Origin of the sequence: Desulfobotulus alkaliphilus, from assembly GCF_007830435.1 — a bacterium.
GTDB lineage: Bacteria > Desulfobacterota > Desulfobacteria > Desulfobacterales > ASO4-4 > Desulfobotulus > Desulfobotulus alkaliphilus.
Genome location: NZ_VLLC01000010.1, coordinates 12310 through 38024, shown reverse-complemented (window position 1 = coordinate 38024; position 25715 = coordinate 12310). Strand labels below are relative to the sequence as shown.

Here is a 25715-nt window from a genome sequence, read left to right as displayed (position 1 = left end):
GAACCCGGAGGATGCCATGGCGCATGATTATACAAAAAAGAGCATCTTTTTTCTGCTGACCCTTTTGGTATGGGTGCTGGTTGTTCCTGCGCACGGGGCGAGAATCAAGGATATGGCCGCCTTTCAGGGGGTGCGTTCCAACCAGCTTCTGGGCTACGGCATTGTGGTGGGCCTTGACGGGACAGGTGACAGGAGCAGCCCCCTTACCACCCAGGCCCTGGCCAGTATGATGGATCGCATGGGGATCAGCATTGACAGAAATCAGATTAATGTCAGGAATGTGGCGGCGGTTATGGTAACGGCCAGCCTGCCTCCCTTTGCCCGTGTGGGCAATAAGATAGATGTGACGATCTCTTCCCTTGGGGATGCCAAAAGTCTTGCAGGCGGCACTCTTCTGCTGACACCCCTTAAGGGGGTGGATGGCAATGTCTACGGCCTTGCCCAGGGTGCCCTTGCTTTGGGCGGGCATGGTGCGGAAGGTGCTGGTGCGGCTCAGGTGAAAAACCATCTGCTTGTGGGTCGCATTGCCGGAGGTGCTACAGTGGAGAGGCAACTCCCCTTTGAGCTGAACGGCAGATCCAGCCTGACCCTCTCCCTTTATCAGCCGGATTTTACAACGGTAATCCGGATGGCAGAAGCCATTAACAATGCCCTTGGGAAGCCCCTTGCCATGGCACTGGATTCCGGAGCGGTGCAGATCCAGGTTCCAGAGCATCTTCGGAATACTATTCCCATGTTCATTGCGGGTATTGAGGCGCTGGAGGTGAATCCTGATATGCCGGCCCGCATTGTGGTGAATGAAAAAACAGGTACGGTGGTCATCGGTGAGAATGTAAGGATATCCACCGTTGCCGTGGCCCATGGCAATCTCAGCATTTCCGTCCGGGAGATGGCAAGGGTGAGTCAGCCTGAGGCTTTTGGTGAGGGGGAAACCGTTGTTGTGCCGGAAACCGAGATTGATGTGGATGAGGAAATGGCCAAGGTCATGCTCATGGGGGGCGGGGCCACCATTGGTGAGCTGGTGCGGGCCCTGAATGCCATCGGGGTGACGCCCAGGGATATGATCAGTATTTTTCAGACCATTAAAGCTGCCGGAGCCCTGCAGGCGGACCTTGAGATTATTTAGGGTTTTGGTTTAAGGATCCTAAAGACCTTAAAGACGGGCAGGCACAGGGGCCTGCCCTTAACGCTTGGTTTTTACGACCCTGTTTTGTGTAGGTGCACCCTTTACGGGTGCTAAGCTAACATGCGTAAAATCTGGTCATATACATTAAAGACCCTAAAGACTCTAAGGACCCAAAAGATCTTAAAGACCTTAGGAACCTTAATGGAAGTTCAAACAGCAGGGAGGGTGGTATGCGCCTGAATAGCGATGTACAGATGCCTATGGTTTCGGAGTCCCGGCTGGCCGGGGATGCAAAGGCTGCGGCCAGAGCTGCCGAAGACGCCAGATTGAAGGAGGCATGCGCCGGTTTTGAAGCCATTATGCTGCAGACCATGCTGAAGGGCATGCGGCAAACTTTGCCGGGGGATGGTATTTTTGGTCAGGGACAGGCCGAGGAGATCTGGCAGTCCCGTCTGGATCAGGAGCTGGCCGAGCGCATTTCAAAGGGGGGCAACAGTCCGGGGCTTCGGGATTTCCTTTACCGGCAGCTTTCAAGGTCTGGCGGGGACGACTGATTTCAGGTTGATTCATACGAAGCCGTGAACCTTAAGGTTCTGGCACATATTATGCAAAAAATTTATGCAGAGGCTCGGATATGCCGATCTTCTGCATAAGTTTTTTTATGCCCTTTTGATTCGGCTCATGTTTTTTTCAAAAAAACGGCAGGGCATCCGGGATATACATCATCGCTTTATTCAGCATGGAGGATAGACACATGACACTGACAAAGGAACTCCAGGGCCTTTACAATGAAAAAATTGCCTGCTTTGAGAACCTTCTTTCCGTGCTGGATAAAGAAGCAGATATTCTTAAATCAGGAGATGTGGCCCCCCTCTGGCCACTGGCTGAGGAGAAGCAGAAGGCCGCCGGAGCCATCATGGAAGTAAGGGAGCGCATCAAGCAGGTCATGGTCAGGGCAGGCAGGCCGCTGGATGTGGAAGCCATTCACTTTCAGCCGCAGATGCTTAAAGACCGGCTTTCCCACGGAGAACAGGCGGATCTGGAGCCTTTTTTTCTTAAAACAGAGGATCTGGGCCAGCAGGTGCGCAGTGCAGCCGATGCCAATATTACCTATGTCAGTCTTTGCCTGGATGTGGTGGGGGAAATGATGTCCGTGTTCATGCGGCCCCAGAAGCAGGCGGGCTATGACCGCAGCCGCCACATGGCCGGAACCGGAAACGGGTATGTCAACCGGAGGGTCTGATCATGGCCGGAATCAACAGTACCATGAATATTGCAAGGCAGGGGCTTGCGGCTCAGCAGCTTGGCCTCAATGTAACGGGCCACAATATTGCCAATGTGAACAACCCGGATTTTTCACGCCAGTCCGTGCCTCAGGCTGCCAATGCCCCCCTTGCCCAGTCCGGGCATCTCATTGGCAACGGGGTCATGAGTCAGCAGATCCGCCAGACAGCGGACCAGTTGCTGGAAGACCGTATCACAAGCCAGAAGTCCGCTTTTTCCGCATCCGAGGCCTTCATGAACTATATGAAGGTACTTGCCAATATGTTTAATGAAAACTCAGAAACCAGCATGAGCCATCTGATGCCTGATTTCTGGGACTCCTGGAACACCCTTGCCAACAATCCTGCAGGTGCCGCAGAGCGGATGAATGTCTATGAAAACGGTGCAAAGCTTGTGGATCGCTTCAATACCATGGATGCGGATTTTTTTCGCATAGAGCAGGATCTGAACAAGGATATCCAGGCGGGGATTGCGGAAGTGAACCGGCTTACCCGTGAGATCTCAAAACTGAATCAGGCCATCATGGGGCAGGAGGTGAATAACAGAACCTCCAATGACAACCGGGATATGCGCAATCAGATGGTGAAGGAACTGGCCAATTATATCGATATCAAGAGTTTTGAAGACAGCCATGGAGCCATAACCGTTAATACGGCTGGGGGCTTTCCCCTTGTTTCCCGTGACAGTTCTTACGGGCTTATTTTTGAATCCGGTAAAGTCAAGTGGGAGTCTTCTACGGGTTATGTGGACATCACGGATCGCATCCAGGGAGGTTCCCTTGGGGGCTGGCTGGAAATGCGGGATGTGGAACTGCCACGTTACCGTCAGGAAATGGATGCCCTTGCAAGGGAAACCATATGGAACGTCAACCGGATTCACAGCATGGGTGCCGGGTCTGCCTACATGACCGAGCCCCTGCAGGGCAGCTACAGGCCAGAGGCGGGAAACTGGCTTGCTACCCTGCCCTATGGGGATCGCATTGATTATTCAAAGGATTTTGGCATGTGGGTGGAAAACAAGGGAACCATTCCCTCCTCTTATACGCAGACAGTGGTGGATATGGGGATTTCCACGGCAGAGGTTCAGAACTGGTCAGGTACGGGCAGACCTGAGAGCACCTATGAGTTTGAGGTACTGCGAAGCGGAAGTACAGGGGAGTCCCTCTGGATTGCAGATGGTCAGCATCTTGGTACGGTTCAGTCAGCCTCCACGCTGGATGCTGCCCTGAATCAGGCCATAGGAAGGCAGACCCTGAAAGTTAAAGATGGGCAGGGCAATATACATACCCTTGAAGTGGGTAGGGGCGAGGGAATGGTTTATCCTTCCGCAGATGCCATTGCAGAAGCCTTGAACGGTATAAATGGGCTTAATGCCCATGCCTGGCCCCATGAAATTTCTCTGGATATAACGGAACTGTTTCCAGGAGCAGGAGATATGCAGGAAGATGACGAGATCATGTTCAGTTTTGCATCCGGAAATACAGTGGAAGAGATCCGTTTCCGGGTTGGGGCAGATGATGCTGCAACCATGTTGAATTTTCAGACAGCTCTGGATGCCGTGCTTGATAAGAATTCGGATCTTTCTGTGGTTTATGGCGGCAGCGGAGCCATTATTCGCAGTGAAAAAGGTGTCAATCTTGGTATCGCTGATTTTAAGGTTGTGGATAATGCTTCCATAACAATAGACGGTTTTTTACCGGATACTGGACCGGACGGGAGTGCTGCCTCATTCAGTCTTGCGGGTGTGGATATCGCCTTTCAGCTGGTAGCGGATCCGGCAGAATCTGCCCGTAATCTTGTGGCAGCACTCAACAGGGAAAGTGCGGCCTTAAAGGAGCAGGGTATTTCATGGGAACTCGCAGGAACCGGAGTGAATATAAGGGGTTCCGGAGGCAGTTCCCTTGATATCCGTGATCTTCAGACCCATGGGGGGAATGATGACGGAGGCTTTACCGTAAATGGAGCTGCAGGAACCCTTGTGGATGGTGCTGCGGGGGGGAGCCAGCCTTTAACGGGTTCAGGAGGTGCAGGCCTTTCTGAAGTAACCATCGCTCCCGATGAGCAGGCTACGGGAACCCTTGCTGTGGATGCAGCCGTTCTTGGTGCGGGGGGAGACAGGTCTGCCGTAAAAACTTCCACATTTACGGTTTTTACGGGGCCCGGCATGGAAATCAGCAGTGATGCGCAGCCTGGACAGGGGAGTCTTTTCAACAGCAGGGCAGAGCATCCTGTGCCTTCGGGCCGATCTGTCCTTACCCTTGGCGGTTACGGTGGTTTTGAAAATTTCAATGCCAATGATACCATAACATTCACTGTGGATGGTATGGATGTGATTTATACGGTTCCGGATCCTGCCCCTTTAAGCGCTGAGGCTTTTGCAGAAGGTCTCTACCAGGCCCTGCAGACTTCAGGCCTTGATCCCGGGCTTTACAGAACAGTCCATACGGGCAGCTCCGTTTCCATTGTCCGCAATGATGGCGAAGCCATAAGGATAGAAGAATTTGATGATACCACCACAGGCAATGCCAGCCTTCGTGTGGTTACGGGAAGCGGATTCGGCCTTGAAGGGCCTGCTTCCCGGATACTCAGCAATGCGTCTCCAGTTGTGGAATCGGATGTTTTTGGTGCAGGGGCTGCCATTGCCTGGCGGGAGTATGATGTCAATGGGGACTACACCGGTCTTTCAGGGCTTATTGCCATAGAAGAATCCGGACCCCATGCACTGGATGGTACGGATCTTTCTTTTCATCTTTCTCCCGGCACCCTTGTGGCCGGGAATACCTTTTCCATGAATACCAGCGAGACAGGCAGCCCTGCTCCTCTGGAGATCAGTATCAGCGGAAGGGCAGGCAGTATAAACGACAGCTATATTTTCAGCGTTAAGCCACCGGGCGGAGCCCTGGGTGAGGAGACCGTTACCCTTATCTGGGAAAGCCGTTATGGCCATGGTGAAGTGGAGGTGAAGGTGGATGAACGAACCCGGCCGCCCATCTATGTTGAAGTGGATGGCATGCGCCTTGGTTTTGAGTCCGGCACCCTTTTTAAAGATGATATTTTTGTTATCCAGACAGATGCCGGTGGTAAAGGCAGTCTGATGCAGGCTGCGGACTGGCGCTGGACCACCGACAGTTTTGCAGCCCAGTTCAACAGGCAGAGTGAGGGCATAAGTGCAAGGGTCGGGCAGGATGGCAGCCTTTCTTTTACCAGCAGGCCAGCAACCTTTGAAATCAGTGATATGGGCTGCTCTGGGGTTAATGGATTTTGTGATGTGAATACCCGTATGCGTGTGCTGGATGCCACGGCCCTTGAAGAAAAGATAGAAGATTTTCGTATTTATCGTGAAGCAGACGGTACATGGCGCCTTGAAGATCCAAGGGGGCTTGCTGTGATTGTGCCGGACCCTGATGATCCAAAAGCCGCAGGAAAAAATTTTGATTCAGGTTTTGGCATAGATATGAATGGTAACGGCCTTGCGGACATACAGCTTGCCTTTGATGAGCCAGTTACGGGTTCGGGTTTTGTGGAGTTTGATATTGTAAAACGCAATCCTGAACATTACGGTTTTGCTTTTTCCGGTGAAGAAGCCCACAACAGCGGTCTTGCCGCAGCCCTTGGCGTAAATACTTTTTTTACGGGTACGGACGCCAAAAGTATACGTATGAATGAAAGCCTTGCTGAACTTCAGAATATTGCAGCAGGCATGATAGATTTTCAAACCGGAGAAATTCGGGGAGGGGATAACAGTACTGCTCTGGCTCTTGCCGATCTTCAGAACAAGAGTATACGTTTTGAAGAATGGCAGTTTTCAAGGAATGGTAAGGCTGTTTCAGCCGGAGCTGATGCTTCCCTGGAGGGGTATTACCATATGATGGTCAGCTCCATGGGTTTGAGGTATCAGTCTGAAACCCGTGCCCTGAATTTTCACGGGGTGATGCTCTCCAATCTTGGGCAACAGCGGGATACCCTTTCTGCCGTGTCTCTGGATGAGGAAATGGTGAATCTTATTAAATATCAGCAGGCCTATACGGCAGCGGCCAAACTGATTACCGTTTCCGACGAAATGCTCAGTACCCTTGTCAATATGAGGTGATCCCATGCGCGTACCCAATAAAATCATGTTTGATACCTCAACCTATCGTCTGGGGCGTTTGAACAAAGATCTCTATAAAGCCAATGAGGTGATGAGTACCGGGAAAAGAATCAATCATATTGACGACGACCCGGTAGGCTTAAGTCAGGTGATGCACCTCAAATCTTCCGTTAGCAGCCTGCAGCAGCTTGAAAAAAATATCAGCGCAGGAAAAACATGGCTGAATGCCACGGATGCGGCACTGGACAGCATGAAGGATCTGGTGACAGAGGTGAATCTTGAGATCAGTAAGCTGATTACGGCCTCTGCAGGACCTCAGGAGCGCAAAGATGCGGTTGAACGCATAGATGGCATGCTTCGTCAGATTGTGGATCTGGGCAATACACAGGTGAACGGAAACTATATTTTTGGAGGTTCCCGAACGGATAAACCCCCATTCATCTATCATGATTCAGAAAATCCGCCCCGTGTGAGTTATGAGGGGGATCATGAGGCTTTCCGTATACGTACCGGAGACGGTAAGAGCATGGAGGTGGGCAGGGATGGTTCAAAGATTTTTTATATGAACCATGTGGAGGTGAATAAAACAAATAACACCCTTGTTTTTCAGGAGGATAACGGGCAGGGCGTTGCTTTTCTTAAAACCATGGAGGTGGAAATTCCCACAGGGGTATATACTGAAAAAGAGCTGGCGTTTGAGGTGGAAAAGCGCATGAATGCCCTTTCTGAAAAAGAGGGCTATGGTCTGAGTTATGCCGTGGATTATAATCCCGTGGAAAAAAGCTTTTTTATCCGTGAAAGGGGTGGCCCTGGAAAAGAGTATATACGCACTGAAATTTTATGGTCAAGCGGTGGAGAGCCACGGATTGAGAATGCGACGGTTAAGGGGAGTATTCCACCTGAAAAGCTGGAAATTTTTGTTCACCATCCCGCGTCCATTACAAAGGCTACGGAAAAGGATAAGCCCTTTGGTCTGTTCTGGGACGGAGAGGGCAGTTTCATCGTAGATAATGATCCCGGTTACAGACTGCCCGGGAAAATTACTCCTGAAAACGGGGTTGTTCGCCTGGATCTTTCGGATAATGGTTTTTCCGATATAGAGATTAAGGTTGATATGGATGGGATCAAGAAGGGTGACAGCATAACTTTTTCCATGGTGAGTTTTACGGGCAATACCTCCATTGGCAGGGAGATGGGTTTCTATGGCACGGATACAGTTCTGGAAAAGCCTGTGAGCACTGAACCAGTTAATTTTATTACGGCTCCCCTTGTTATTGATGCGACAAACCAGCGCATTGAATTTGCAGAAACAAGGGGCAATGTGCGTCAGGTTTTTTCGGTGGATATTCCTGTGGCGGATTACAGCGACATGAATGAGCTGGCCGGAGTGATTAAAAACACGATGGAAACAGCTTCAGAGGCGGCAAATCCCGGAGCGGGTATCAGCTATGCCGTCACCTATGATGAAGAAAAAAGCCGTTTTTTTATCCGGGAGGATGGCGGTACCCTGACAAAGCTGGAGATGCTCTGGCTGACAGGTCCTGATGCAGGAGAAAACAGTGCAGGAGCAATCCTCGGTTTTACGGAGCCTGAGCATGTTTTGACCTATCCCATGAGCAGAGAGCTTCCCGTTCTTTTTGATATAGGCCTTGGAAATAATATCATTAATTTTGAAGAAACCGTCGGCGGCACAGAATCCGGTCAGCTTACTGCAGAAATTCCACCCGGAGACTACCGAAGTATTACGGATTTAGAAACGGCAGTTTCAGGTGCCCTCACAGCGGCATCCGCCAATGGTGTTGTTTATACAGCGACCTATGATGCCGTGACCCGGAAATTTTCCATTGACGATGGCGGTGCAACGGACAGCGTAAATTTTTTATGGGAAAGTGGAAGTGGCAGGCACAGGAGTATGGCAAAAGTTCTCGGTTATACGGATGACAGGGATGTTCTTATTGAGACAGCTGATTTTCCTTATACAGCCAATGGTCAGGCAACTCTTTTTGCCATTACAGAAAACAATAACACACTGGATTTTCAGGAAGTGGATGAAAACGGCAGGCCCGGTGCCGTACACACCATCCGCTTACCTGAAAGGGATTATGCAAATCCCCATGAGCTGGCAGCCCATATACAGACGGAAATGCGCACGGCTTCCCATAGCGGTATAAGATATGTTGTAGATTATGATCCAGACAGGGGGTTTTCCATACGAGGTGGCAAAGAGGGGGTAAGTGAAACCAGGCTGTTGTGGCATACGGGCCCCAATGCAGGAAGCTCCATGGCTTCCACTTTAGGTTTTCTTCCCTATGAAGATGATATCACCATTTTTGCTGCTGGTGACAGGCCCATTGTGCGGATAGATGTTAATGATACAAATAACCGCCTTGATTTCAGGGAAGTTATGAAAAAGGGTGATCATACGGAGTTCTGTGAGCTGACAGCCCTGATTCCTCCGGGTGTCTATGAAAGCATGGATGATCTTGCCCTTGCTGTGGAAACAGCCCTTGAGAAGGAATCCCGTGACAGGGGCTTTGGTATCCGCTATTCTGTAAATTATGATGAAGATACGGGAAAGTTTTCAATAAAAGAAAAGGATGAGCGTCTGTACTCCCTGGATCTTCTTTTTGAAACAGGTAATCACGGAGCCCCTGAAAGGGGGGGGAGCGGGCAAAGTATTGCCGGTGTTCTTGGTTTCCCTGAAAAAGATGTTTCCTCTGGCCCCATGGAAAGCAACCGGGATGTGGAATGGAGCCTTTTCAGAACCCTTAATGATCTCATGGCAGACCTTGCAGCCAATGATGTTCAGGGTATGCAGCAGGGTATGCAGCGTCTGGAAACCTCTTTCAAGCAGCTGAACTCTTTGCATGCGGATACGGGGATAAAATTTAACCGCCTTGAAATTCAGGAAAAGATTCAGATGGATATGAAGTTCAGCCTCGAAGAGCGCAGATCTCACCTGGAAGATGCGGATATGATAGAGGCCATTATGAAACTGCAGTCTCGGGAGCTTGCCTATCAGGCAGCCATGAATTCCACATCAAAGGTAATGAAAATGAGTCTGATGGATTACATGTAGGTTGAACAGTTCCACACCTTCCGGGAGAATGATCATGCTGATTCTGACAAGAAAAGCCGGGGAACAGATCCGCATAGGAGATGATATAACAATTCAGGTACTGGATCTGGGAAAGGGTGGGGTCAAGCTGGGTATAAGGGCACCAAAAAATATTGCCATTCACAGGGAAGAAGTTTTTGAACGGGTAAGGCAGTGTAACCTTGCCGCCATGGAAGATGTAAGGATAAGGCCCATGGATGCAGCCTTAAGGCTCTGGAAAGAGCGTATGAAAAAAGCTGAAAACAATCACCTTGAATCCGGAGGAAGCGATGCAGATTGAAACAGCAAAATTTGGTGTGATAGAGGTGGAAGAGGACAAGATTCTTCACCTGCCCTATGGTCTGGCAGGATTTCCCGGTGAAGAACGTTTTGTGATTCTGGATAAGGAGGATACAAGACCCTTCTGCTGGCTTCAGTGTGTGGATGTACCGGCCATTGCCCTTATGCTCATGGACCCTTGCCTTTTCAAACCCGACTATTCCGTGGATCTGGCACCCGTCCGGGAAGAGATGGGGTGGACAGAGGAGCCAGAGGATGATCTCCTGCTTTATGTGGTGGTGCGCATGTATTCCGAAGAAGGGGATAATCCTGAAAAGGAGGCTGCCCTTCGCCTTGTGGCCAATCTGGTGAGTCCCCTTCTGGTTAACGCAGAAAAAAGGCAGGCCGTACAGATAGTTATGTACGATACCCATTATTCCTATGAGCATCCTGTGGTATGAAAGGGCAGGGTCTGAATGTTTTTCAGACCCTTTCATCCAGAAGAATACCCGCCAGCTCTGCCATTTTTTCCCGTATGGCCACAAGCTCCTCCGGTGGAATCTGTTTGATGATTTCCTTGGTATCCCGATTGATGATGTTCACCAGCAGTTCATTGGTTTCATCATGAATGGTAAAGCCTAAGCTTGTTTTGAGCTCATCCATGTATTTGTTGAGATCATCGGTTGCCTTTTCCAGTTCTTCCATCGGTGTATCTTTTGCTTTTTCCTTGGCCTGCCGAGCTTTTTCAAGGCTTTTTTCAGCCCGGAGCTTAAGAGCTTCTTCACCGGACGGCATTTTGTTTTCCTGAAGGGTTCGGGGTTTGTTTTCCTGGAGGCCCTGGATTTCAGAAATATTTTTGACTCTGCTGGTATCTCCGGTTTGTTTGATCCCGTGATTTGATGTGATATCCATGATTCCCTCCCTTATTCTACGGTCTTATCCTGAAAGCCTCACCAGTGTTTTTCCCTTAAGTCCTGCACCATATCCGCTTATGGCGGTTTTTCCCTTTTTCATTTCCTGCATTTTTTTGGAAAGGGTTTCTTTGTGCTGCCTGATTTTTTCGGTAATGATGGCATCCGTATCCATAATTGCACGGATTCTGTGGTTGCAGGCAGTTACCATTTCCTCTCTGGTTTCATCGTTGAAAGCAGGTGTCTGTATCTGACGCAAAAGGTAGCGCAGCTCCTGCTCCAGTTCCGCATAATTTCTGGACCTTTCAAAGTTCATACTTTCCATGTCAGGCTCAGCTTTTTCAAGACTCAGAAGATGATTCTGCTGCATCCTGATATATGTATCAAAACTGTTTATCAGAGTTTCCGGTAAAAAATCCATAAAAAACCTCCTTAGGCGGTGAAACCACGACCGTAATTTCTTACAGCCTGCCCTTTTCCACCGTATCCGGGTACAGGCGGGGCAGCGGGTCTCTGCTGCGGCGGATATCCCGCTGGGGCCTGCTGGGGGGTTGTGGGTGGTTTTGCGGCCTGCTCCTGCGGAGATGCCACGGGTTTTGCTTCTGTCTGCTGGTTCAGGGTGGTCCTGACAGCATCGGTACCTGTGGCCGGGAGGGCCATGACTTCTTCTGCCCAGATTTTGCGGAGCTGGGTGATGTAGCGTTCCGTCTGTTCGATGGGTTTTATATTGTTGGAGATGGATGCCGTGGGCAGTTCTGCCAGAATGCTGCCATATAATCCCCTCAGGAATTCTGTGGCCTCATCATTCATGTCAGGATTCAAGGATGCCTGAAGTTCACTGATAATGGCAATGGCCCGGCCCAGGTTTTCTCCCCGTTTCTGAGGGTTGTTTTCCAGAGCACCTTCCCGTGCACCTTTAAGAAATCGCAGAGCACCATCATAGAGCATGAGAATGAGCCGCCTTGGATCCATGCCTTCAAAATGATTGCTCTGATAGGTTTTGTATGCTGTGGCTGCGCTCATATGTTTTCCTCCAGTGGTCAGGGTTAAAGGCTTTTTGGGATTTTTACTTTTTCTTGTTTGATGCGGCATTGTTAAAGGAATCAAACATGCTTGTCATAAAGTCAGCCTGATTGTTCAGGGCGTTAATGGCCCTGTCAAGCTCAATGAACTGTAAAGCCATGATTTCATATTTACGGTCAAGGCGGGCTTTGCTGTTTTCAATGGATGTGTCCAGTCTTTTTATCCGGTCTTCCATGCTGTTTTTTTCCAGCGTAAAGACACCTGTATCTGATGTCATCTGGGTCAGTCGTTCGGATGTTTTTGCGGCAAAGCCTTTTGCATCTTCATCTTCAGTATTACCCAGAAAAAATTTTTTTACCCCATCGGGGTCTTCGGACAGAACCTTATCAAGCTTTGCTTCATCAAAGGAAATTTTTCCGGTCCGATCAATGGAAAGGCCCATGTCAAAAAGGGAACTTATTGTATCGCCAGAGTCATCGGAGGTCTGTGAGAGCATACTGATAAGCTGCTGATTGATGTTTCGGACGCTTCCCACATCGTTCAGGAGTCCCTGGTCCTCCTCCTCCGGCTCCCTTGTGGTGTGTCTGCGTACAGTGTCTGAAAATTCAATGATACCATTGATGAAATTAAGAATATCATCTTTCAGGTCTTCATGGTCAGGGCGGATGGAAACAGCACTCCTTCCTTCGCCTGTAAGGTCAAGGCTTAAGCCCGGTATTACATCACTGATGTCTTCATTTCTGTTTCTCTGGTAGGATATACCATTAACCGTAAGGCTGGCATTCAGTGACTCGCCATCTTTTCCCTGCATTTCTTCCAGAAGATGCTCGCCGTTTGCATTCATGAGTCCTTCAATCTGAATGCGGTTTGCTTCACCGGTATCCGTTGATGTCAGGGTCATACGGTATGGGTTTTCTGTATTGCCTTCATAGATAATGGCAGCCTGCATCCCATAGGCTTCCCCCTTGCTGTTGATTGTATCCACCATCTGCTGGTAGGTGCTGCCGGGCTGAAGGGACACATAAACGGGGTCATTTTCAAGGCCAACCTTATAACGGAATGTGAGATCCGGCTGTACAAAGGATTTAATGGCGTCAGGGGTGCCTTCAGTTAGCAGGATCTGCTGATTTTGGGTTTCATCGGGTTCTGCTGCATGAAGGCGTATGTAGGTACCGTGTTCTTCCTGGGCAATGGAGGCCCTTATAAGTGGCTTCCCATTGGCATTCTTATTGTCTTCCGCACTGTTGATGGCATCTGCAACATCTTTTAAGGATGCACCAGCATTCAGGCTGATATTTATGGGCGTATCTTCTCCAAACCCTATGGTGAAGGAGACGGATTCCTGAAGGGCGGTGTCTGAAGGAGAGCTGAAGCCTGTTGACAGCGCCGGATAGGCCGTTGAAGAAGCACTTTCAAAACCCTGGCTCTGCCAGGCACTTCTGCGTGCAAGGCGGTTTACTTCGATATTATGGTTGCCCGTTGCAATACCTGAGCTTGTCTGCGCTCTGGCTGTGACAACATCCGGCGTGCCTGAACTGACACTTCGCCCCAGGTAACTTGAGCCAAGAGAAAGGGAAAAAGCCGCAGAACGAACCCCCATAAGCTGTGCATTCAGGCTGTCAATGGTTCTGGCCTGTGCCTGCAGTTTTGTTCGGTTCTCCTCCTGCCTCTTAATGGGCTTTTTGTCTATTTCTTTCAGATCGTCCAGCATGTTGCCAAGATTCAGGTTAGATCCCATCCCTATGCTGCTTATGGTTCCCAGTGACATTTTACACCTCCCCGGAATTTCCTGGTATGAGAAAGGATTTTACCAGGCAGCTTCCCTTCATGAATCTGGTATCGGCCATTTGATGTTTAAACCTTAAGGTATTTTTAAAAAAACTTCCATTCGGCCCGTAAAAAAAATGGGCGGTCTTCCCTGGGGTGGGAGAGACCGCCCGAGGCCTGGGCGGGGGAACGCCCTCGGGGTCCTGCAAGGTTTGACTCTGTCAAGGATGTTACCTCAACTGAAATGAACCCGGACGAATCCTTTTTCCCCGACCCTCTCCCGCAGGGAGAGGGTGTCAGGGATTTTTTTTATCTTACTGCAAGAGGCTCATGACATTCTGGGATGTGGCATTGGCCTGGGCCATGGCAAAGGTGCCTGCCTGCATCAGTACCTGCATTTTGGTAAAGTTGGCGGATTCATCTGCAAAGTCCACATCCCTTATGGTGGATTCTGCAGCCAGAACATTTACCCTTGTGGTGGAAATATTGGAAATGGTAGATGTCAGCTGGTTCTGCACAGAACCCAGATCCGTCCTGATTTTCCCCAGATCCTTCAGGGCGGAATCTGCAATGGCAATGGCAAACTGGGCATCATCCTGGGTCAGTACGCTTAAGTTGGAAAGCCTGCGGGTATCTGTATTGCCAAGCTCAGCCGTAGCCGCATCTTCGGTTACATTGGCTGCCAGAATGGTACCGTCTGCCAGTATGGAACCTTTTTGCAGTGTCATGTCTTTGCCGACTCTGTTGGTTCCTGTGGTGACAATGTCTTCCAGAAGTATGGTGTCGGCTTTGTAGATTCCGTCTGCTGTCTGTATGTTGGTGGTAAGATAGGTCCCTGCGGCAATGCGGGTTCCCTCGGCAAGGGTGGAGCCTGCGGCCACCTGCATCTGGGAACGGACCGTTTCGTTCTGGGCGAGGGTAATATTACCACCGATGGTGGAGCCGTTGGCAAGGGTACTCCTTGTGGCAAGTTTGCTGCCCACACCCAGAGTAAACTTATTCCCTGTGACATTGAGATCCTTATCAAGGGTTGCGTCCCCTCCTATGGTAGAGCCTGCTTTTATGTAGGAGCCATCCTGCTTAATAATGGTTCCACTGCCAAGATCCGTTCTTTTGGTCAGGTAGACGTCATTGCCTGTTTCAAGGGCACCATGGTAGATGGAGCCATTTTTGATTTCACTGCCACTGCCCAGCATGGTGCCTGTCCCAAGCACTACTTCGTCAAGAATGTTAGAGATGCTTCCTGAGAGGGTGGAAGCACTTCTCAGTGTCACTTCGGTGCCAATCACGGAGTCCGTAGCCATGCGGCTGCCTGCCCCAAAGCTGGAACCGGTTTTTGCTGTCAGATTGGCACCTTTGACCTCGGCACTGGCCCGCAGTGTTATGTCTGCTCCGACGTCTGAATTGCTTTTCAGGCTGGTTCCTTCGGCCAGCATGGACCCGGTTTTAAGGGTGACATTGGATTGCAGTGTGGTGCCAAGCCTAAGGGTCATGTCTGCTGCCACCTGAGAGCCTTTGAGTATGCTGCCGCCGCCAAGGCTTGAGTTGTTGGCAAGGGTAAGGTTGCCATTGTCTGTTCCTGCCTTTACTGCCAGTGTGAGATCCGTATAGACCTGACTTCCTGAGGTCAGAACCGTGTTGTTTGCAAGGGAACTGCCCACATTGGCCTTCAGGCCAGCGGCGACATTGCCGCTCTGGACTGTGATGTTGCTTGTGAGGGTAACACCGCTGCCACCATAGGTATTTCCGTCCATGCCTATAATTGTTGAGCCTGAAGGAATAAAAGTACCTGCTGTGAGAATGGAGCCCGTTGTCAGAACGGATCCGGAGCCTATGGTGCTTTCCACGGTAAAGCCTGTCACCTGATCCGTCTGCATGATGCGTATACCGTCGCTGGTTGGGGCTGTTCCACTCATCCTGTAAATATTTTCAATGAGTGTTCCATTGCCAAGAACGGTACCTGCCATGAGGGTAGAGCCGGACCCAATGGTGCTTTCTCCCATGGTGCTTCCCGTGGTTTCTATGATGATCAGGCCGCTGTTGGGTTTAAGATCTGAATTTGCGGCAATAACGGTTCCTTCCGCAAGGCTGGACCCACTTATTATTGTGCTGTCTCCCACGGTCAGGGAGGTCTGGTTAATGGTGACATCTGTTCCTGAAAGTACCGTACCTGCGGCCAGTACCGTACCTGCGGCAAGGGTGGAGCCGCTATTTATCCTGTTATTTTTTGTTGAGGCAGTTGTTCCCTCTATAACGGATTCACCTCTCAGGGTAACACCGCTGGCTCCCATATCTGCACCGAAGGTGGTTCCTGCAGCAAGGATACTTCCGCTGGTAATGCTAGAGTAGAGGGCCAGGGTGCCGGGTGCTGTGGTCAGCCCCGAATCATCCCCCAGAACGACATCTCCGTGTACTGTGCCCATGAATACGGCGGTGCTGCCGCTGGCAAGCACACTGCCTGCTTCAAGGGAACTTTGCTCTTTTGTGGTTATATCACCTGTAAAGATTTCACCTGTTACAATATCCTGATGTGTGGTCCATCCGGCACCAAGGATGGTGGTTTCAGCCAGCTTTGAGCCCCTGGTGACATCGGATTTTACCGTAAATGCATCGGATCTTTGTATGTCCAGATTGGTATTGAGATCCACCACATTGCCGCCGCCCACGTTATTGAGGGAGATTTCAGCAGAACTCATCTGGGTAAGCTGCACATAGCCTGTGGTGGACATATCCGTATAGGCCAGTACCCGCTCTGTTTCTTCGCCGCCTGTATGCACATCAATGGCTCTGCCGTCGGTGGAAGTAAGAGTCAGCCGTCCACTGGGATCCACGGAGGCAAAAACACCATGCTGGGCTGTTTTCTGGTTGATGGCTTTCATCAAAGAACCGTCGCCGTCATTGGTCTGCACATCCACCTGCCCGATGCTGACACCGTTAATACTGAAGTCACTGTTGGTTGTGCCCGCTGCCACACTGATGTCCGTTGTGGATCTTACAAAGGCCTTGGCTGTTACCCCCAGCGTTTCTCCAAGCCTGTTTATGGCCTCGGCAACGGCACCCATGCCGTTTTCCCGGGAATTGTTGTATTTGACTTCTATGGCTTCAATGTCGAAGTTTTTATCCAGAGTGTTTGAATAAATGGAGAGATCCACCACGCCGGGCTGCTCGTCTTTCAGGGTGAGACGACTGCTTGTGGTGTGTCCGATTTTAGAAGACTGGGATGTGCCTATGGAAATATTAACGGTTTCACCGGAGTAGGCCCCCACCTGGAACTGCTTGTTGGTGAAGGCACCGGAGAGCAGTTTTTGATTGTTAAAGGAAGTGGTGTTGGCAATGTTATCCAGATTTTCCAGAAGTCTGTCTATGTCTGCCTGAATAACTGCCCGGGTTTCCGTGGTCTGGCCGTCCTGGGCTGCCTGAATGGCTTTTTGTTTGATGGTATTAATTATATTGATGGATTCTTCAAGGGCGGCATCGGCCGTCTGAACGATGTTGATACCGTCACTGGCATTCCGGATGGCCTGGCCGAGGCCCATTCCCTGGGATTTCAGGGAGTCGGAGATGGTCATGCCTGAGCCGTCATCTGCGGCTCTGTTGATGCGCAGGCCTGAGGAAAGGCGTTCCAGAGATGTGGAAAGGCTGCTGTCGTTTTTGGTTAGATTCTTGTGCGAGTTCATGGCTGCTATGTTGGTATTGATTCTAAGACCCATGATGTTCCCCCTTTGGCGGATGTGGGTTGATGCAATCTACCAAAGAGCTTTCCCCATTGCCCTTTGGACCACTCTGTTTTCTGGCTAAAAGAAAAGCAAATTGGATGCCATGTTTTTTTTGTTTTTATTTTCAGTGGCTTGATTCGTTTTTGTGCCTGATAAGGAGGGCGCTGCCGGGCGATTCAGGAAAAAAGGGGAGAAGGATATGGAAAAAATTTCCGGGGGTGGCAGGGGGCGATGAATGGTTTTACTGTTTTGTTTTGTCAAATAAAAAGCCCCGAAAGGGCAAAGGCCGCTTTCGGGGCTTTCATATAAGGTCTGTTGATGTTTTTTATTCAAGCAATTGCATAACCCTTTCATAACTGATGGGCTGGTGGGCTGATGCAAGGCTTTCTGCCATGGAAGTGATTTTATGCTCCGCTAAGTCGGAGCTTTTGACAGGCTGCGGTGGCAGGGAGGAGGCCTGTGCTCTGGCAGATAAGGTTGTTGTGTCTGTTTTCGGAGCGGGGTTTTCCGCTACAGATCTGGCAGGGGCATTTTTTTCCGGCTGAAAAACGGCTTTGTTTATGCCGGGTTGCTGGTGGATGGATGTGCTGGAAATCTGTATACTCATGGTATGCCTCCTTCTGGCTTATGGAAAAATTGCTTTGTGACAGGATTTTTCCCTGTTTTTTGATTTTCTGTAGAAAAATCATGCAATATCAATGCCAGATTTCAGGGGCGGTTATCAGGAAGTGCTTTGCTTTTCACGGGGACAGGCTCTCGAAGCCAACGGGCATATAATGATTTTACAGAAGCAGGCGTTTTTCCCCCCATCCATATCTCAGGTTCAATAATGCAAAAAAAACCCCCTCCGGCAGGAGAGGGGGTTTAAGGTTAAGGGTTAATCAGGCTTAAGGCTTACTGGAGCAGGCTCATTACATTCTGGGCACTGGCGTTGGCCTGGGCCATGGCGAAGGTGCCTGCCTGCATCAGAACCTGCATCTTGGTGAAGTTGGAAGATTCTTCCGCAAAGTCCACATCACGGATGGTGGATTCTGCTGCCATAACATTCACCCGCGTGGTGGAGATGTTGGCCACGGTGGAAGTCAGCTGGTTCTGTACGGAACCAAGGTCTGTACGGATTTTGTCCAGATCCTTCAGGGCAGAGTCCGCAATGGCAATGGCATTCTGGGCATCTTCCTGGGTCAGAACGCTCAGCTCGGAAAGCCTTAGCTGCTGGCGGTCATCAAGCTGGGCAGTGGCTGAATCCTGGGTGACATTGGCTGCCAGTATGCTGCCTTCATTGATAACGGAACCGTCCTGCAGGGTCATGTCTCTGGTGATGCGGTTGGTGCCGACGGTGGTAATGTCTTCCTTCAGCACGGTGCCTGCGGCCATGATACCGTCAGCGGTTCTGATGTCATTGCTGAGGTAGGTGCCAGCGGTAATTTTGGTGCCCTCTGCCAGGGTGGAACCCTGGGCTACCTGCATCTGGCCTTTTACTGTTTCATTATTTGCCAGGGTGATGCTGCCGCCAAAGGTGGAGCCATTGGCAAGCTGGCTGCCCTGGGTCAGTTTGGTGCCCACACCAAGGGTGAATCCGTCTCCCGTTACATTGAGAGCCTGATCCAGCGTGGCGTTTCCGCCGATGGTGGAGCCTGCCTTGATGAAGGAGCCTTCCTGTATAATGGTGGAGCCTGCACCAAGCTCGGTCTTTCTGGCAAGGTAAACATCCTCTTTAACTTCCACAGATCCGTGGAAAATGGAGCCTCCCTTGATTGTGCTGTCTTCAGCAAGGATGGAGCCTGTTCCAAGGGTAACTTCTGCAAGGATATTGTTCATATCCTCTGTAAGGGTTGAAGCCTTTTGCAGTGTAACATCAGCGTGGATAATGGAATCTACTTCAAGCCTTGTGCCAGCGGCAAAACTGGACCCTTTGCCAGCCAAAAGGTCTCCTGTTAGATCAGCGTTGGCTTTAAGGGTGATGTCAGTAGCCACCTCAGACTCTTCTTTGAGATTGCTGCCATCCGCAAGCATGGAGCCTGTTTTAAGGGTTACATCTGAGTTTAGGGTAGTACCATTTCTCAGGGTCAGGTCTGTTGCCACCTGAGATTCTTTCAGAATGGACCCTCCGGCAAGACTGGAATTGTTTGCCAGGGTAAGAGTACCGGATACTGTTTTAGTTTCGGCAGCGAGGGTAAGATCTGCATAAACCTGACTTTGATCTCCCAAGACAGTATTGTTTGCAAGGGTGCTGCCAACATTGGCTCTGGTTACACCGCTTCTTACAATTGCATCAGCTTGCAGCACAACATCTTCAGTAAGGGTGACGCCACTTCCCCCATAACTTGTACCGTCCATACCCGTAATTGTTGTGCCTGAACTCAGGAATGTACCAGCCGTAAGAAGGGTTCCGGCTTTCAGTGTAGAGCCGGAAGCAATGTTGCTTTCCTGAGTCACTGGACCTGTAGCCATGATTTTAACGCCAGAAACTGAAGATGTACCGCTGGTGTATTGAACATTTTCAATGAGGGTACCATTACCCAGAACCGTACCCGTTTGCAGGGTGGAGCCAGAACCGATGGTGCTGGTACCCATGGTATTTCCGGTGGCTTCTATGGTTATGGTGCCAGAGTTACCCGTAAGATCTGAATTGGATCCAATGATGGAACCTGCGGTGAGGCTGGAGCCTGATTTAATATCGCTGTCACCAACGGTTTTTGCTGTCTGTTCAATGGTGACACTGACACCGGAAAGGGTTGTATTGGCCGCCAGTACAGTGCCTGCGGCAAGGGTGGAGGCGGATTTAATGGTGTTGTCGTCAAAGGTTTGGCCTGTGGCTTCAATGACGGATTCACCGGCCAGTTTTACGCCACCACCACTGCTCACGCCATTGGTAAAGGTGGTACCTGCGGCAAGGGTACTGCCTGATTTAATGTCTGAGTACAGGGCCAGGGTGCTGGGAGCTGTGGTCAGCTTTGAGTTTTCGGCAAGGGTGACATCCCCGTGCACTGTTCCCTGGAATACGGCGGTGGAGCCACCGGCCAGTACGGATCCAGCTTCAAGACTGCTGGTCTGGGTGGTGGTGATGTCGCCTGTGAAAGCTGAGCTTGTTACAATGTCCTGATTGGTTTTCCAGCCTGCGCCTAAGGTGGAGGTGGCTGCCAGCCGGGAACCCCTGGTTGCTTCTGCTTCCATGGTGTAGGCGTCGGAACGCTGCACATCCAGGTTATTTGTGAGGCTGACCACATCACCGCCGCCTGCATTGTTGACAACAATTTCCGAGGCACTCATCTGGGTGAGCTGAACATGACCCACCGTGCTCATCTGGGTGTTGCGGAGAATGTCGTCTGTGGCCTGGCCGCCGGTATTTACCTGAATGGCCCGGCCATCCGTTGATGTAAGGGTCAGGTGTCCTCTTGTATCTACGGATGCAAAAACACCGTGCTGGGCGGTTTTCTGGTTGATGGATTTTACCAGAGCGCCATCTGAATCGTTGTTCTGTACATTGACCTGGCCAATGTTTACGCCGTTGATGGCAAAGTCACTGTCTGTGGTGCCAGCGGATACGGCAAGGTCTGTGGTTGAGCGGACAAAGGCTGTTGCTGAAATGCCTAAGGTGTCGCTGAGGCGGTTGATGGCGTCTGCCACTGCGCCCATACCGCTTTCGCGGGAGTTGTTATACTGAACATTCACTGCTTCCACATCAAAGGTCTGATCCAGGGTGTTGGAGTAAATGGCCAGATCCACAACACCGGGCTGGTTGTCTTTCAGGGTAAGGTTACTTGTGGTCACATGGCCGATTCTGCTGGACTGTGAGGCAGAGATGGAGATGTTGACCGTCTCTCCTGTGTAGGCTCCCACCTGGAACTGCTTGTTGGTGAAGGCACCGGAAAGGAGCTTCTGGTTGTTGAAGGATGTGGTGTTGGCAATGGTATCAAGGTTTTCAAGCAGTTTATCAATGTCTGCCTGAATAACTGCTCTGGTTTCCGTGGTCTGGCCGTCCTGGGCCGCCTGAATGGATTTCTGCTTGATGGTATTGATGATGTTAATGGATTCTTCCAGGGCAGCATCCGCCGTCTGAACGATGTTGATACCGTCATTTGCGTTTCTGATGGCCTGACCAAGGCCCAGTCCCTGGGATCTCAGTGAGTCGGCAATGGTCATGCCGGAGCCGTCATCCGCTGCACGGTTGATGCGCAGGCCCGATGACAGGCGCTCCAGAGAACTGCCGATTCTGTTATCTGCCTGTGTGAGATTTTTGTGGGCATTGAGTGCCGACACGTTTGTATTGATTCTCATGGGGTACCTCCCTGTGTGGTAAAGGGGCGCTTCCATGCGCCCGTATTAAGCTTCCTGTTTACCTTTTCGGAGGGAGGCGGGTTTTCTTTAGTTTTTTTTAGGGGCAGGGGGATATTTTTTTATGATTCATTCTGCATACCGGCGGCACTGAGTTTTTCATTGAGGAGGCGGTAGGCTTCCCTTGCTGCTTCGGGCTGGTTGATGGCAAGGTAGGCATCTCCTATTTTTTTCAGAAGATGAAGATTTTCCGGCAGGGCCAGAAAGCTTTTCTCATAAACTGCTGCCGCATCTTCTGCCTGACCGGATGCCATGAGGCTGTCTCCGATATGCTCCCATTCCACACCAAGGCTTCGATCCAGTGCCACGGCCTTGTCCAGTGCTGTGATGGCTTCGGGGAAGTTTTTTGTGGCAAAAAAGATATCCGCCAGCAGAAGATGCAGCTCCGGATTATCCGGGGTAAGCTTTGTGGCTGCTTGAAGGGCGTTGGCTGCTTCGCTTAAATTTTCTTTAGTGATGAGGTATCTGGCATAGAAGCTGTGAATGACGGAGGCTTTTTCTGGGGTCACAAGCTGGAGCAGGTTTGGGTTTTCCATTTGTTCTTTGTGCCAGAGCTGGAGGGTTTCTTTTGGAAAGGAAAGGGTTGGTTCCTTTATAAATTTTTCTGATTCCTCAATTAACCGCCTTGAAAAAAAAAGTATTTTTTCTGAGATTTCTGGCAGGCCTGAATTATAACGAAATGCTTTAAGTTTTGTTTTAACTCTGAAAACAGGTGATTCTAAAGGTATAAAAGAATAGTAGTTATTGTGGAACCGGGCAATTCTTATTCGAATTTGCCGGGTAACTTCCTCAAAGGAAGGCTCCAGATTTATGGCCTTTGTAAAGTTAGTTTCCATCCTATCGAACAGGCAGCGATGGGCTGCTATAATTCCATGATATAAATATACCAGCGACTCATCGATTTGAGGTTTTAATTGTTCAAATACTTTTTCAAGAAGATTAATCTCTTCATGCTCGCTGTAAAGCTGCAGGAGGGCTGAGGCCGCTATTATAGCATTATTTTTTTGTGATTTTTTTAGCAGAATTTCTTCTTTCTGCATAAAAGCATGGGTTTGGTTTACCGTGTCAGAAAAGAAATTCAGAACCTCTTTTCTAAAATCATTGATAATTTTAAGCCTTTCCAGAGATTTTAAAAGCCAGTTTAAAAATTGTTCCGGCCTGTTTTCCAGCTGTTGAATTTCATGGTTCAGTCTTTCACTCTGCCTCAGCCCTTCCATGGTTATTTCATCAAGGAGGGGCCATATTTTTTCATTGTCCAGCTTCAGGCTGATGGCATCAAGCTCCTGCATTTCCCGGCGCATGGCATGGGGCAGGGCCTGACTGTTGGGAGGTGAAATGCCTTTTTTCTGTAAGTTCAGGCTTTGTTTTTTGATGCTCTGGATGTGTTTTTCCAGTTGCTGGATTTTTTTAGAACTGTTTTTTATGTCTTTTTGTATTCTGGATAAGGAATCCATAAGACGCAGGGAAGAAGGCATTTTATTGCTGCATTCATTATCGAGGAGTGTTTCTTTGATATTTAAATTGTCTTTGCAATGGCGCTCGATAACGGTTTCAAGGGGGAGTTCTTCCGTTCCCTTTATGCGTACCCCGCCTTCTGTGGCATTGATAAACAAGCGATCTTTTTCTGCGGCTATGGCATCTTCAAAGTGGGTTTTAAAACCGAGGAAAGACCTGGTGGTTGCTACCTGGCCATTGCCGCCATAGGCATCTACCCAGATCATATTTTTATTTTTACTTTCATATGGGGAGATCTCCCTGGTCAAGTTTGTATGGCTGGCATGTCTTTGATCTTTGGAAAAGGCCAGATCCTGACCCACAAAGATGATGGGTGAGCAGCCTAGCATAATGGCTGTGATGAAGTTGAGCTGGGCAACGGTACCCGCACCTGTGGTCATGATTTTACCACCTGCAAGGCTGTTTAGCCATGCTTCCATGTTTTTTGCGGTAAAGGTCCAGTAAACCTGCCTTGCGGGAAAAACTTTCGGTATTCTTGCATTAAGCCATGAAGTACATACAAGGGCCGTGTCCAGAGGCTGATCAGCAAGGCTGATGATTTTTTCAATGGCAATATCCTGCATGTCTATGGCAGAGACAAAATCAGGTGTAAGTCCATGGGCCTTAAGGGCCGGAAGTACGGTGTCTGCGGCAATGATAAGGGCCTTATCCTTTGCCTTTGTCAGCAGATGAATATTTTTATCCAGAGATGGGCCGCCTGCCACAATGATGGCAGGTTTGTCTTTAAATCTGTCCTTCAGATTTTCCAGAAGCTGATGGTGATGGATGGTTCTTAGATGCTTGAACCGGTTTTCTATGAATTTTTTTCCGTATGCGGAAAGGGTGTTGCCTTCCATGTTAAAGCTGTTACCAAAGGAAAAAACTTCATCGTGGATACGCCTGTAAAGGTCTGGTGCAAAATGAAAGCAGGGGTTGTGCTTTAGAACATGGAAGCTTTCCAGTTGCAAAGCCCTGTTGATGGGAAACATCAGTTCTTTTACATTGACATCAGGGCCTATGCCCAGCAATACCCTTGGATCTGTGAGTAGTACGCTCAGATCCCTTGTATGGAGGGCTTGTAAGAATATGCCCGTATGGGGCTCTAACATCAGCAGATGGCGGAGGTTTTTATGGTCTTCAAGCATGGCAGGGGGGGTGTAGCCAAGGCCCATGCCGATGAATGCGGCAACCCCCGTGCTGCTTATGGGAACTAAATTGTAATAGCTCTGAAGTTCTGCAAGGGTATCGTTTTTATCATGGAAACAGATTTCTTTTCCATCTGGACCTGAGATGACGAGAAGGGGATTGCCATCTTTTGCGGTATGGATTTCTCCGGGAAGGGGTTCTGCATAATCCATGACCACACGCCAGGCCTCGGGGTGATTTTCTTTCAGAAGATTTATGTTCTGATCATAATAGCTGTGGTCAAGGGACATAGGGGGCTCCATGTATTTTTTATAGTATATATTGTTATCTGCATAACTCATTATAGAGAAGTTTTTAAAGTATGTCCTTCCAATTAACCGGGCTACCTTTTCGAGTATCAGATGTAAGCCTTTTTCCAAGAACATTGTTCAGATATTTAGGTGCCAGGCCATATCCAGGGCGTATGCTCCGCACACTTTCTTCATCAAGGATTTCTCCGGCCTTCATATCTTTTATATAATAGAGGGATCGACGAAAGAGGGCATTGGCTTGTTCACTGGATTTTCTGCCGTAATCCACCTTGCCTAAGGCCTGCCAGACGGTCTTGGCATCCCGGCAGAGGGCTTCAAGCTGGGGAGGCTCTAAGGAAAAGCTGTCATCCGGGCCTCCGCCCTTTCTGTCGAGGGTAAAATGCTTTTCGATGATGGCGGCACCCAAGGCCACGCTGGCAATGGCTGTCGCGTTGTCTAAGGTATGGTCGGAAAGCCCTGTGACTTTGCCGAAGCGGGTCATCATGTCTGGGATGGTTTTCAGGTTGTAATCTTCGGGAGGCGCCGGGTAGCCGCTGACACAGTGCAGGAGTGCAAGCTCCGTGCAGCCTCCGTCTTCTGCGGCCTGAACAGCTTCTGCGATTTCCTCTATGTCCGCCATGCCCGTGGAAATGATCATGGGCTTTTTTGTGGAAGCGGCATAGCGGATCAGGGGGAGATCAACGGCTTCAAAGGAGGCTATTTTATAGGCCGGAGCGTTTAAATCTTCCAGAAGATCCACAGCGGTTTTATCAAAAGGCGTACTGAAGATTGTTATGTTAAGTTCCCTTGCCCGTTGAAAGAGTGGAGCGTGCCAGTCCCAGGGCATGTGGGCCCACTGGTAAAGTTCATACAGGCTTTTTCCGTCCCAGAGGCCACCTTTGATCTGAAAGTCTTCGGTATCGCAGTTGAGGGTGAGGGTGTCTGCCGTATAGGTCTGGAGCTTGACGGCATCCGCGCCGGATTTTTTGGCCGTTTCCAGAATGGCGAGGGCCCTTTCCAAGCTGCCATTGTGGTTGGCGGAAAGTTCGGCAATGATATAGGGAGGGGTAAGGGGTGATATTCGGCGATTATTAATATATATATAGGGTTCGGACATTCTTCCGGTCTCCTTTTTCCGGTTGCCAGTAGCGGTTAGGC

General features: G+C 49.8%; 17 protein-coding genes. 7 read left to right on the top strand and 10 right to left on the bottom strand.

Annotation, left to right across the window (positions count from 1 at the left end):
• Window positions 1–16 precede the first annotated feature (16 nt).
• The 7 genes from LZ24_RS07525 (at window position 17) to fliW (ending at window position 10336) form a co-directional block, all read left to right on the top strand.
• The gene (locus LZ24_RS07525) at window positions 17–1126 is read left to right on the top strand and encodes a flagellar basal body P-ring protein FlgI (RefSeq protein ID WP_144684166.1); all 1110 of its coding nucleotides are present in this window, start codon (window positions 17–19) and stop codon (window positions 1124–1126) included.
• 230 nt (window positions 1127–1356) lie between these two features.
• On the top strand, window positions 1357–1680 hold the full coding sequence (locus LZ24_RS07520; RefSeq protein ID WP_222427577.1) for a rod-binding protein: 324 nt from the start codon (window positions 1357–1359) through the stop codon (window positions 1678–1680).
• 200 nt (window positions 1681–1880) lie between these two features.
• Complete coding sequence (flgN, locus tag LZ24_RS07515) at window positions 1881–2369, top strand: flagellar export chaperone FlgN (protein ID WP_186442992.1); 489 nt, start codon at window positions 1881–1883, stop codon at window positions 2367–2369.
• Between the two features lie 2 nt (window positions 2370–2371).
• On the top strand, window positions 2372–6499 hold the full coding sequence (flgK, locus tag LZ24_RS07510; protein WP_144684162.1) for a flagellar hook-associated protein FlgK: 4128 nt from the start codon (window positions 2372–2374) through the stop codon (window positions 6497–6499).
• A gap of 4 nt (window positions 6500–6503) precedes the next feature.
• Complete coding sequence (gene flgL, locus LZ24_RS07505) at window positions 6504–9578, top strand: flagellar hook-associated protein FlgL (protein ID WP_144684160.1); 3075 nt, start codon at window positions 6504–6506, stop codon at window positions 9576–9578.
• A gap of 34 nt (window positions 9579–9612) precedes the next feature.
• Complete coding sequence (gene csrA, locus LZ24_RS07500) at window positions 9613–9897, top strand: carbon storage regulator CsrA (protein WP_144684158.1); 285 nt, start codon at window positions 9613–9615, stop codon at window positions 9895–9897.
• Window positions 9887–10336, top strand: a complete 450-nt coding sequence (fliW, locus tag LZ24_RS07495; RefSeq protein ID WP_144684156.1) for a flagellar assembly protein FliW — start codon at window positions 9887–9889, stop codon at window positions 10334–10336. The genes csrA and fliW overlap by 11 nt, the downstream gene beginning before the upstream one ends.
• A 22-nt stretch (window positions 10337–10358) precedes the next feature.
• On the opposite strand, the gene LZ24_RS07490 is transcribed toward fliW, so the two are convergent.
• From LZ24_RS07490 to pseI, 10 genes are all read right to left on the bottom strand, one after another.
• The gene (locus LZ24_RS07490; RefSeq protein ID WP_144684154.1) at window positions 10359–10787 is read right to left on the bottom strand and encodes a flagellar protein FlaG; all 429 of its coding nucleotides are present in this window, start codon (window positions 10785–10787) and stop codon (window positions 10359–10361) included.
• A gap of 24 nt (window positions 10788–10811) precedes the next feature.
• Window positions 10812–11207: a hypothetical protein gene (locus LZ24_RS07485; RefSeq protein ID WP_144684152.1), complete on the bottom strand. Its 396-nt coding sequence runs from the start codon at window positions 11205–11207 to the stop codon at window positions 10812–10814.
• A gap of 11 nt (window positions 11208–11218) precedes the next feature.
• Window positions 11219–11809 (bottom strand): flagellar export chaperone FliS, encoded by a 591-nt coding sequence (gene fliS / locus LZ24_RS07480; protein ID WP_186442991.1) that lies wholly within the window; start codon window positions 11807–11809, stop codon window positions 11219–11221.
• A 43-nt stretch (window positions 11810–11852) separates the two neighbouring features.
• Complete coding sequence (gene fliD, locus LZ24_RS07475) at window positions 11853–13547, bottom strand: flagellar filament capping protein FliD (protein ID WP_222427576.1); 1695 nt, start codon at window positions 13545–13547, stop codon at window positions 11853–11855.
• Window positions 13548–13890: 343 nt separating this feature from the next.
• Complete coding sequence (locus LZ24_RS07470) at window positions 13891–17286, bottom strand: flagellin N-terminal helical domain-containing protein (RefSeq protein WP_144684146.1); 3396 nt, start codon at window positions 17284–17286, stop codon at window positions 13891–13893.
• 84 nt (window positions 17287–17370) lie between these two features.
• Window positions 17371–17625, bottom strand: a complete 255-nt coding sequence (locus LZ24_RS17575) for a hypothetical protein (protein WP_222427575.1) — start codon at window positions 17623–17625, stop codon at window positions 17371–17373.
• On the bottom strand, window positions 17618–17899 hold the full coding sequence (locus tag LZ24_RS07465; protein WP_144684144.1) for a hypothetical protein: 282 nt from the start codon (window positions 17897–17899) through the stop codon (window positions 17618–17620). Before LZ24_RS07465 ends, LZ24_RS17575 begins: the two co-directional genes overlap by 8 nt.
• A 287-nt stretch (window positions 17900–18186) precedes the next feature.
• Window positions 18187–21570 carry a flagellin N-terminal helical domain-containing protein gene (locus LZ24_RS07460; RefSeq protein WP_186442990.1) on the bottom strand — a complete coding sequence of 1128 codons (3384 nt, stop codon included), beginning with the start codon at window positions 21568–21570 and terminating at the stop codon, window positions 18187–18189.
• 119 nt (window positions 21571–21689) lie between these two features.
• On the bottom strand, window positions 21690–24557 hold the full coding sequence (locus LZ24_RS07455) for a 6-hydroxymethylpterin diphosphokinase MptE-like protein (RefSeq protein ID WP_186442989.1): 2868 nt from the start codon (window positions 24555–24557) through the stop codon (window positions 21690–21692).
• A 64-nt stretch (window positions 24558–24621) separates the two neighbouring features.
• Window positions 24622–25674 carry a pseudaminic acid synthase gene (gene pseI, locus LZ24_RS07450; RefSeq protein WP_144684138.1) on the bottom strand — a complete coding sequence of 351 codons (1053 nt, stop codon included), beginning with the start codon at window positions 25672–25674 and terminating at the stop codon, window positions 24622–24624.
• Window positions 25675–25715 lie beyond the last annotated feature (41 nt).

Bases quoted from the DNA above. Each gene is read 5' to 3' on its own strand.
- LZ24_RS07520 (WP_222427577.1), top strand. From the start codon at position 1,357: ATGCGCCTGAATAGCGATGTACAGATGCCTATGGTTTCGGAGTCCCGG.
- LZ24_RS07465 (WP_144684144.1), bottom strand. From the start codon at position 17,899: ATGAGTATACAGATTTCCAGCACATCCATCCACCAGCAACCCGGCATA.
- LZ24_RS07485 (WP_144684152.1), bottom strand. From the start codon at position 11,207: ATGGATTTTTTACCGGAAACTCTGATAAACAGTTTTGATACATATATC.
- fliD (WP_222427576.1), bottom strand. From the start codon at position 13,547: ATGGGATCTAACCTGAATCTTGGCAACATGCTGGACGATCTGAAAGAA.
- csrA (WP_144684158.1), top strand. From the start codon at position 9,613: ATGCTGATTCTGACAAGAAAAGCCGGGGAACAGATCCGCATAGGAGAT.
- flgL (WP_144684160.1), top strand. From the start codon at position 6,504: ATGCGCGTACCCAATAAAATCATGTTTGATACCTCAACCTATCGTCTG.
- fliW (WP_144684156.1), top strand. From the start codon at position 9,887: ATGCAGATTGAAACAGCAAAATTTGGTGTGATAGAGGTGGAAGAGGAC.
- LZ24_RS07490 (WP_144684154.1), bottom strand. From the start codon at position 10,787: ATGGATATCACATCAAATCACGGGATCAAACAAACCGGAGATACCAGC.
- fliS (WP_186442991.1), bottom strand. From the start codon at position 11,809: ATGAGCGCAGCCACAGCATACAAAACCTATCAGAGCAATCATTTTGAA.
- flgK (WP_144684162.1), top strand. From the start codon at position 2,372: ATGGCCGGAATCAACAGTACCATGAATATTGCAAGGCAGGGGCTTGCG.
- LZ24_RS07460 (WP_186442990.1), bottom strand. From the start codon at position 21,570: ATGAGAATCAATACAAACGTGTCGGCACTCAATGCCCACAAAAATCTC.
- pseI (WP_144684138.1), bottom strand. From the start codon at position 25,674: ATGTCCGAACCCTATATATATATTAATAATCGCCGAATATCACCCCTT.
- LZ24_RS07525 (WP_144684166.1), top strand. From the start codon at position 17: ATGGCGCATGATTATACAAAAAAGAGCATCTTTTTTCTGCTGACCCTT.
- flgN (WP_186442992.1), top strand. From the start codon at position 1,881: ATGACACTGACAAAGGAACTCCAGGGCCTTTACAATGAAAAAATTGCC.
- LZ24_RS07455 (WP_186442989.1), bottom strand. From the start codon at position 24,557: ATGTCCCTTGACCACAGCTATTATGATCAGAACATAAATCTTCTGAAA.
- LZ24_RS07470 (WP_144684146.1), bottom strand. From the start codon at position 17,286: ATGGGTCTTAGAATCAATACCAACATAGCAGCCATGAACTCGCACAAG.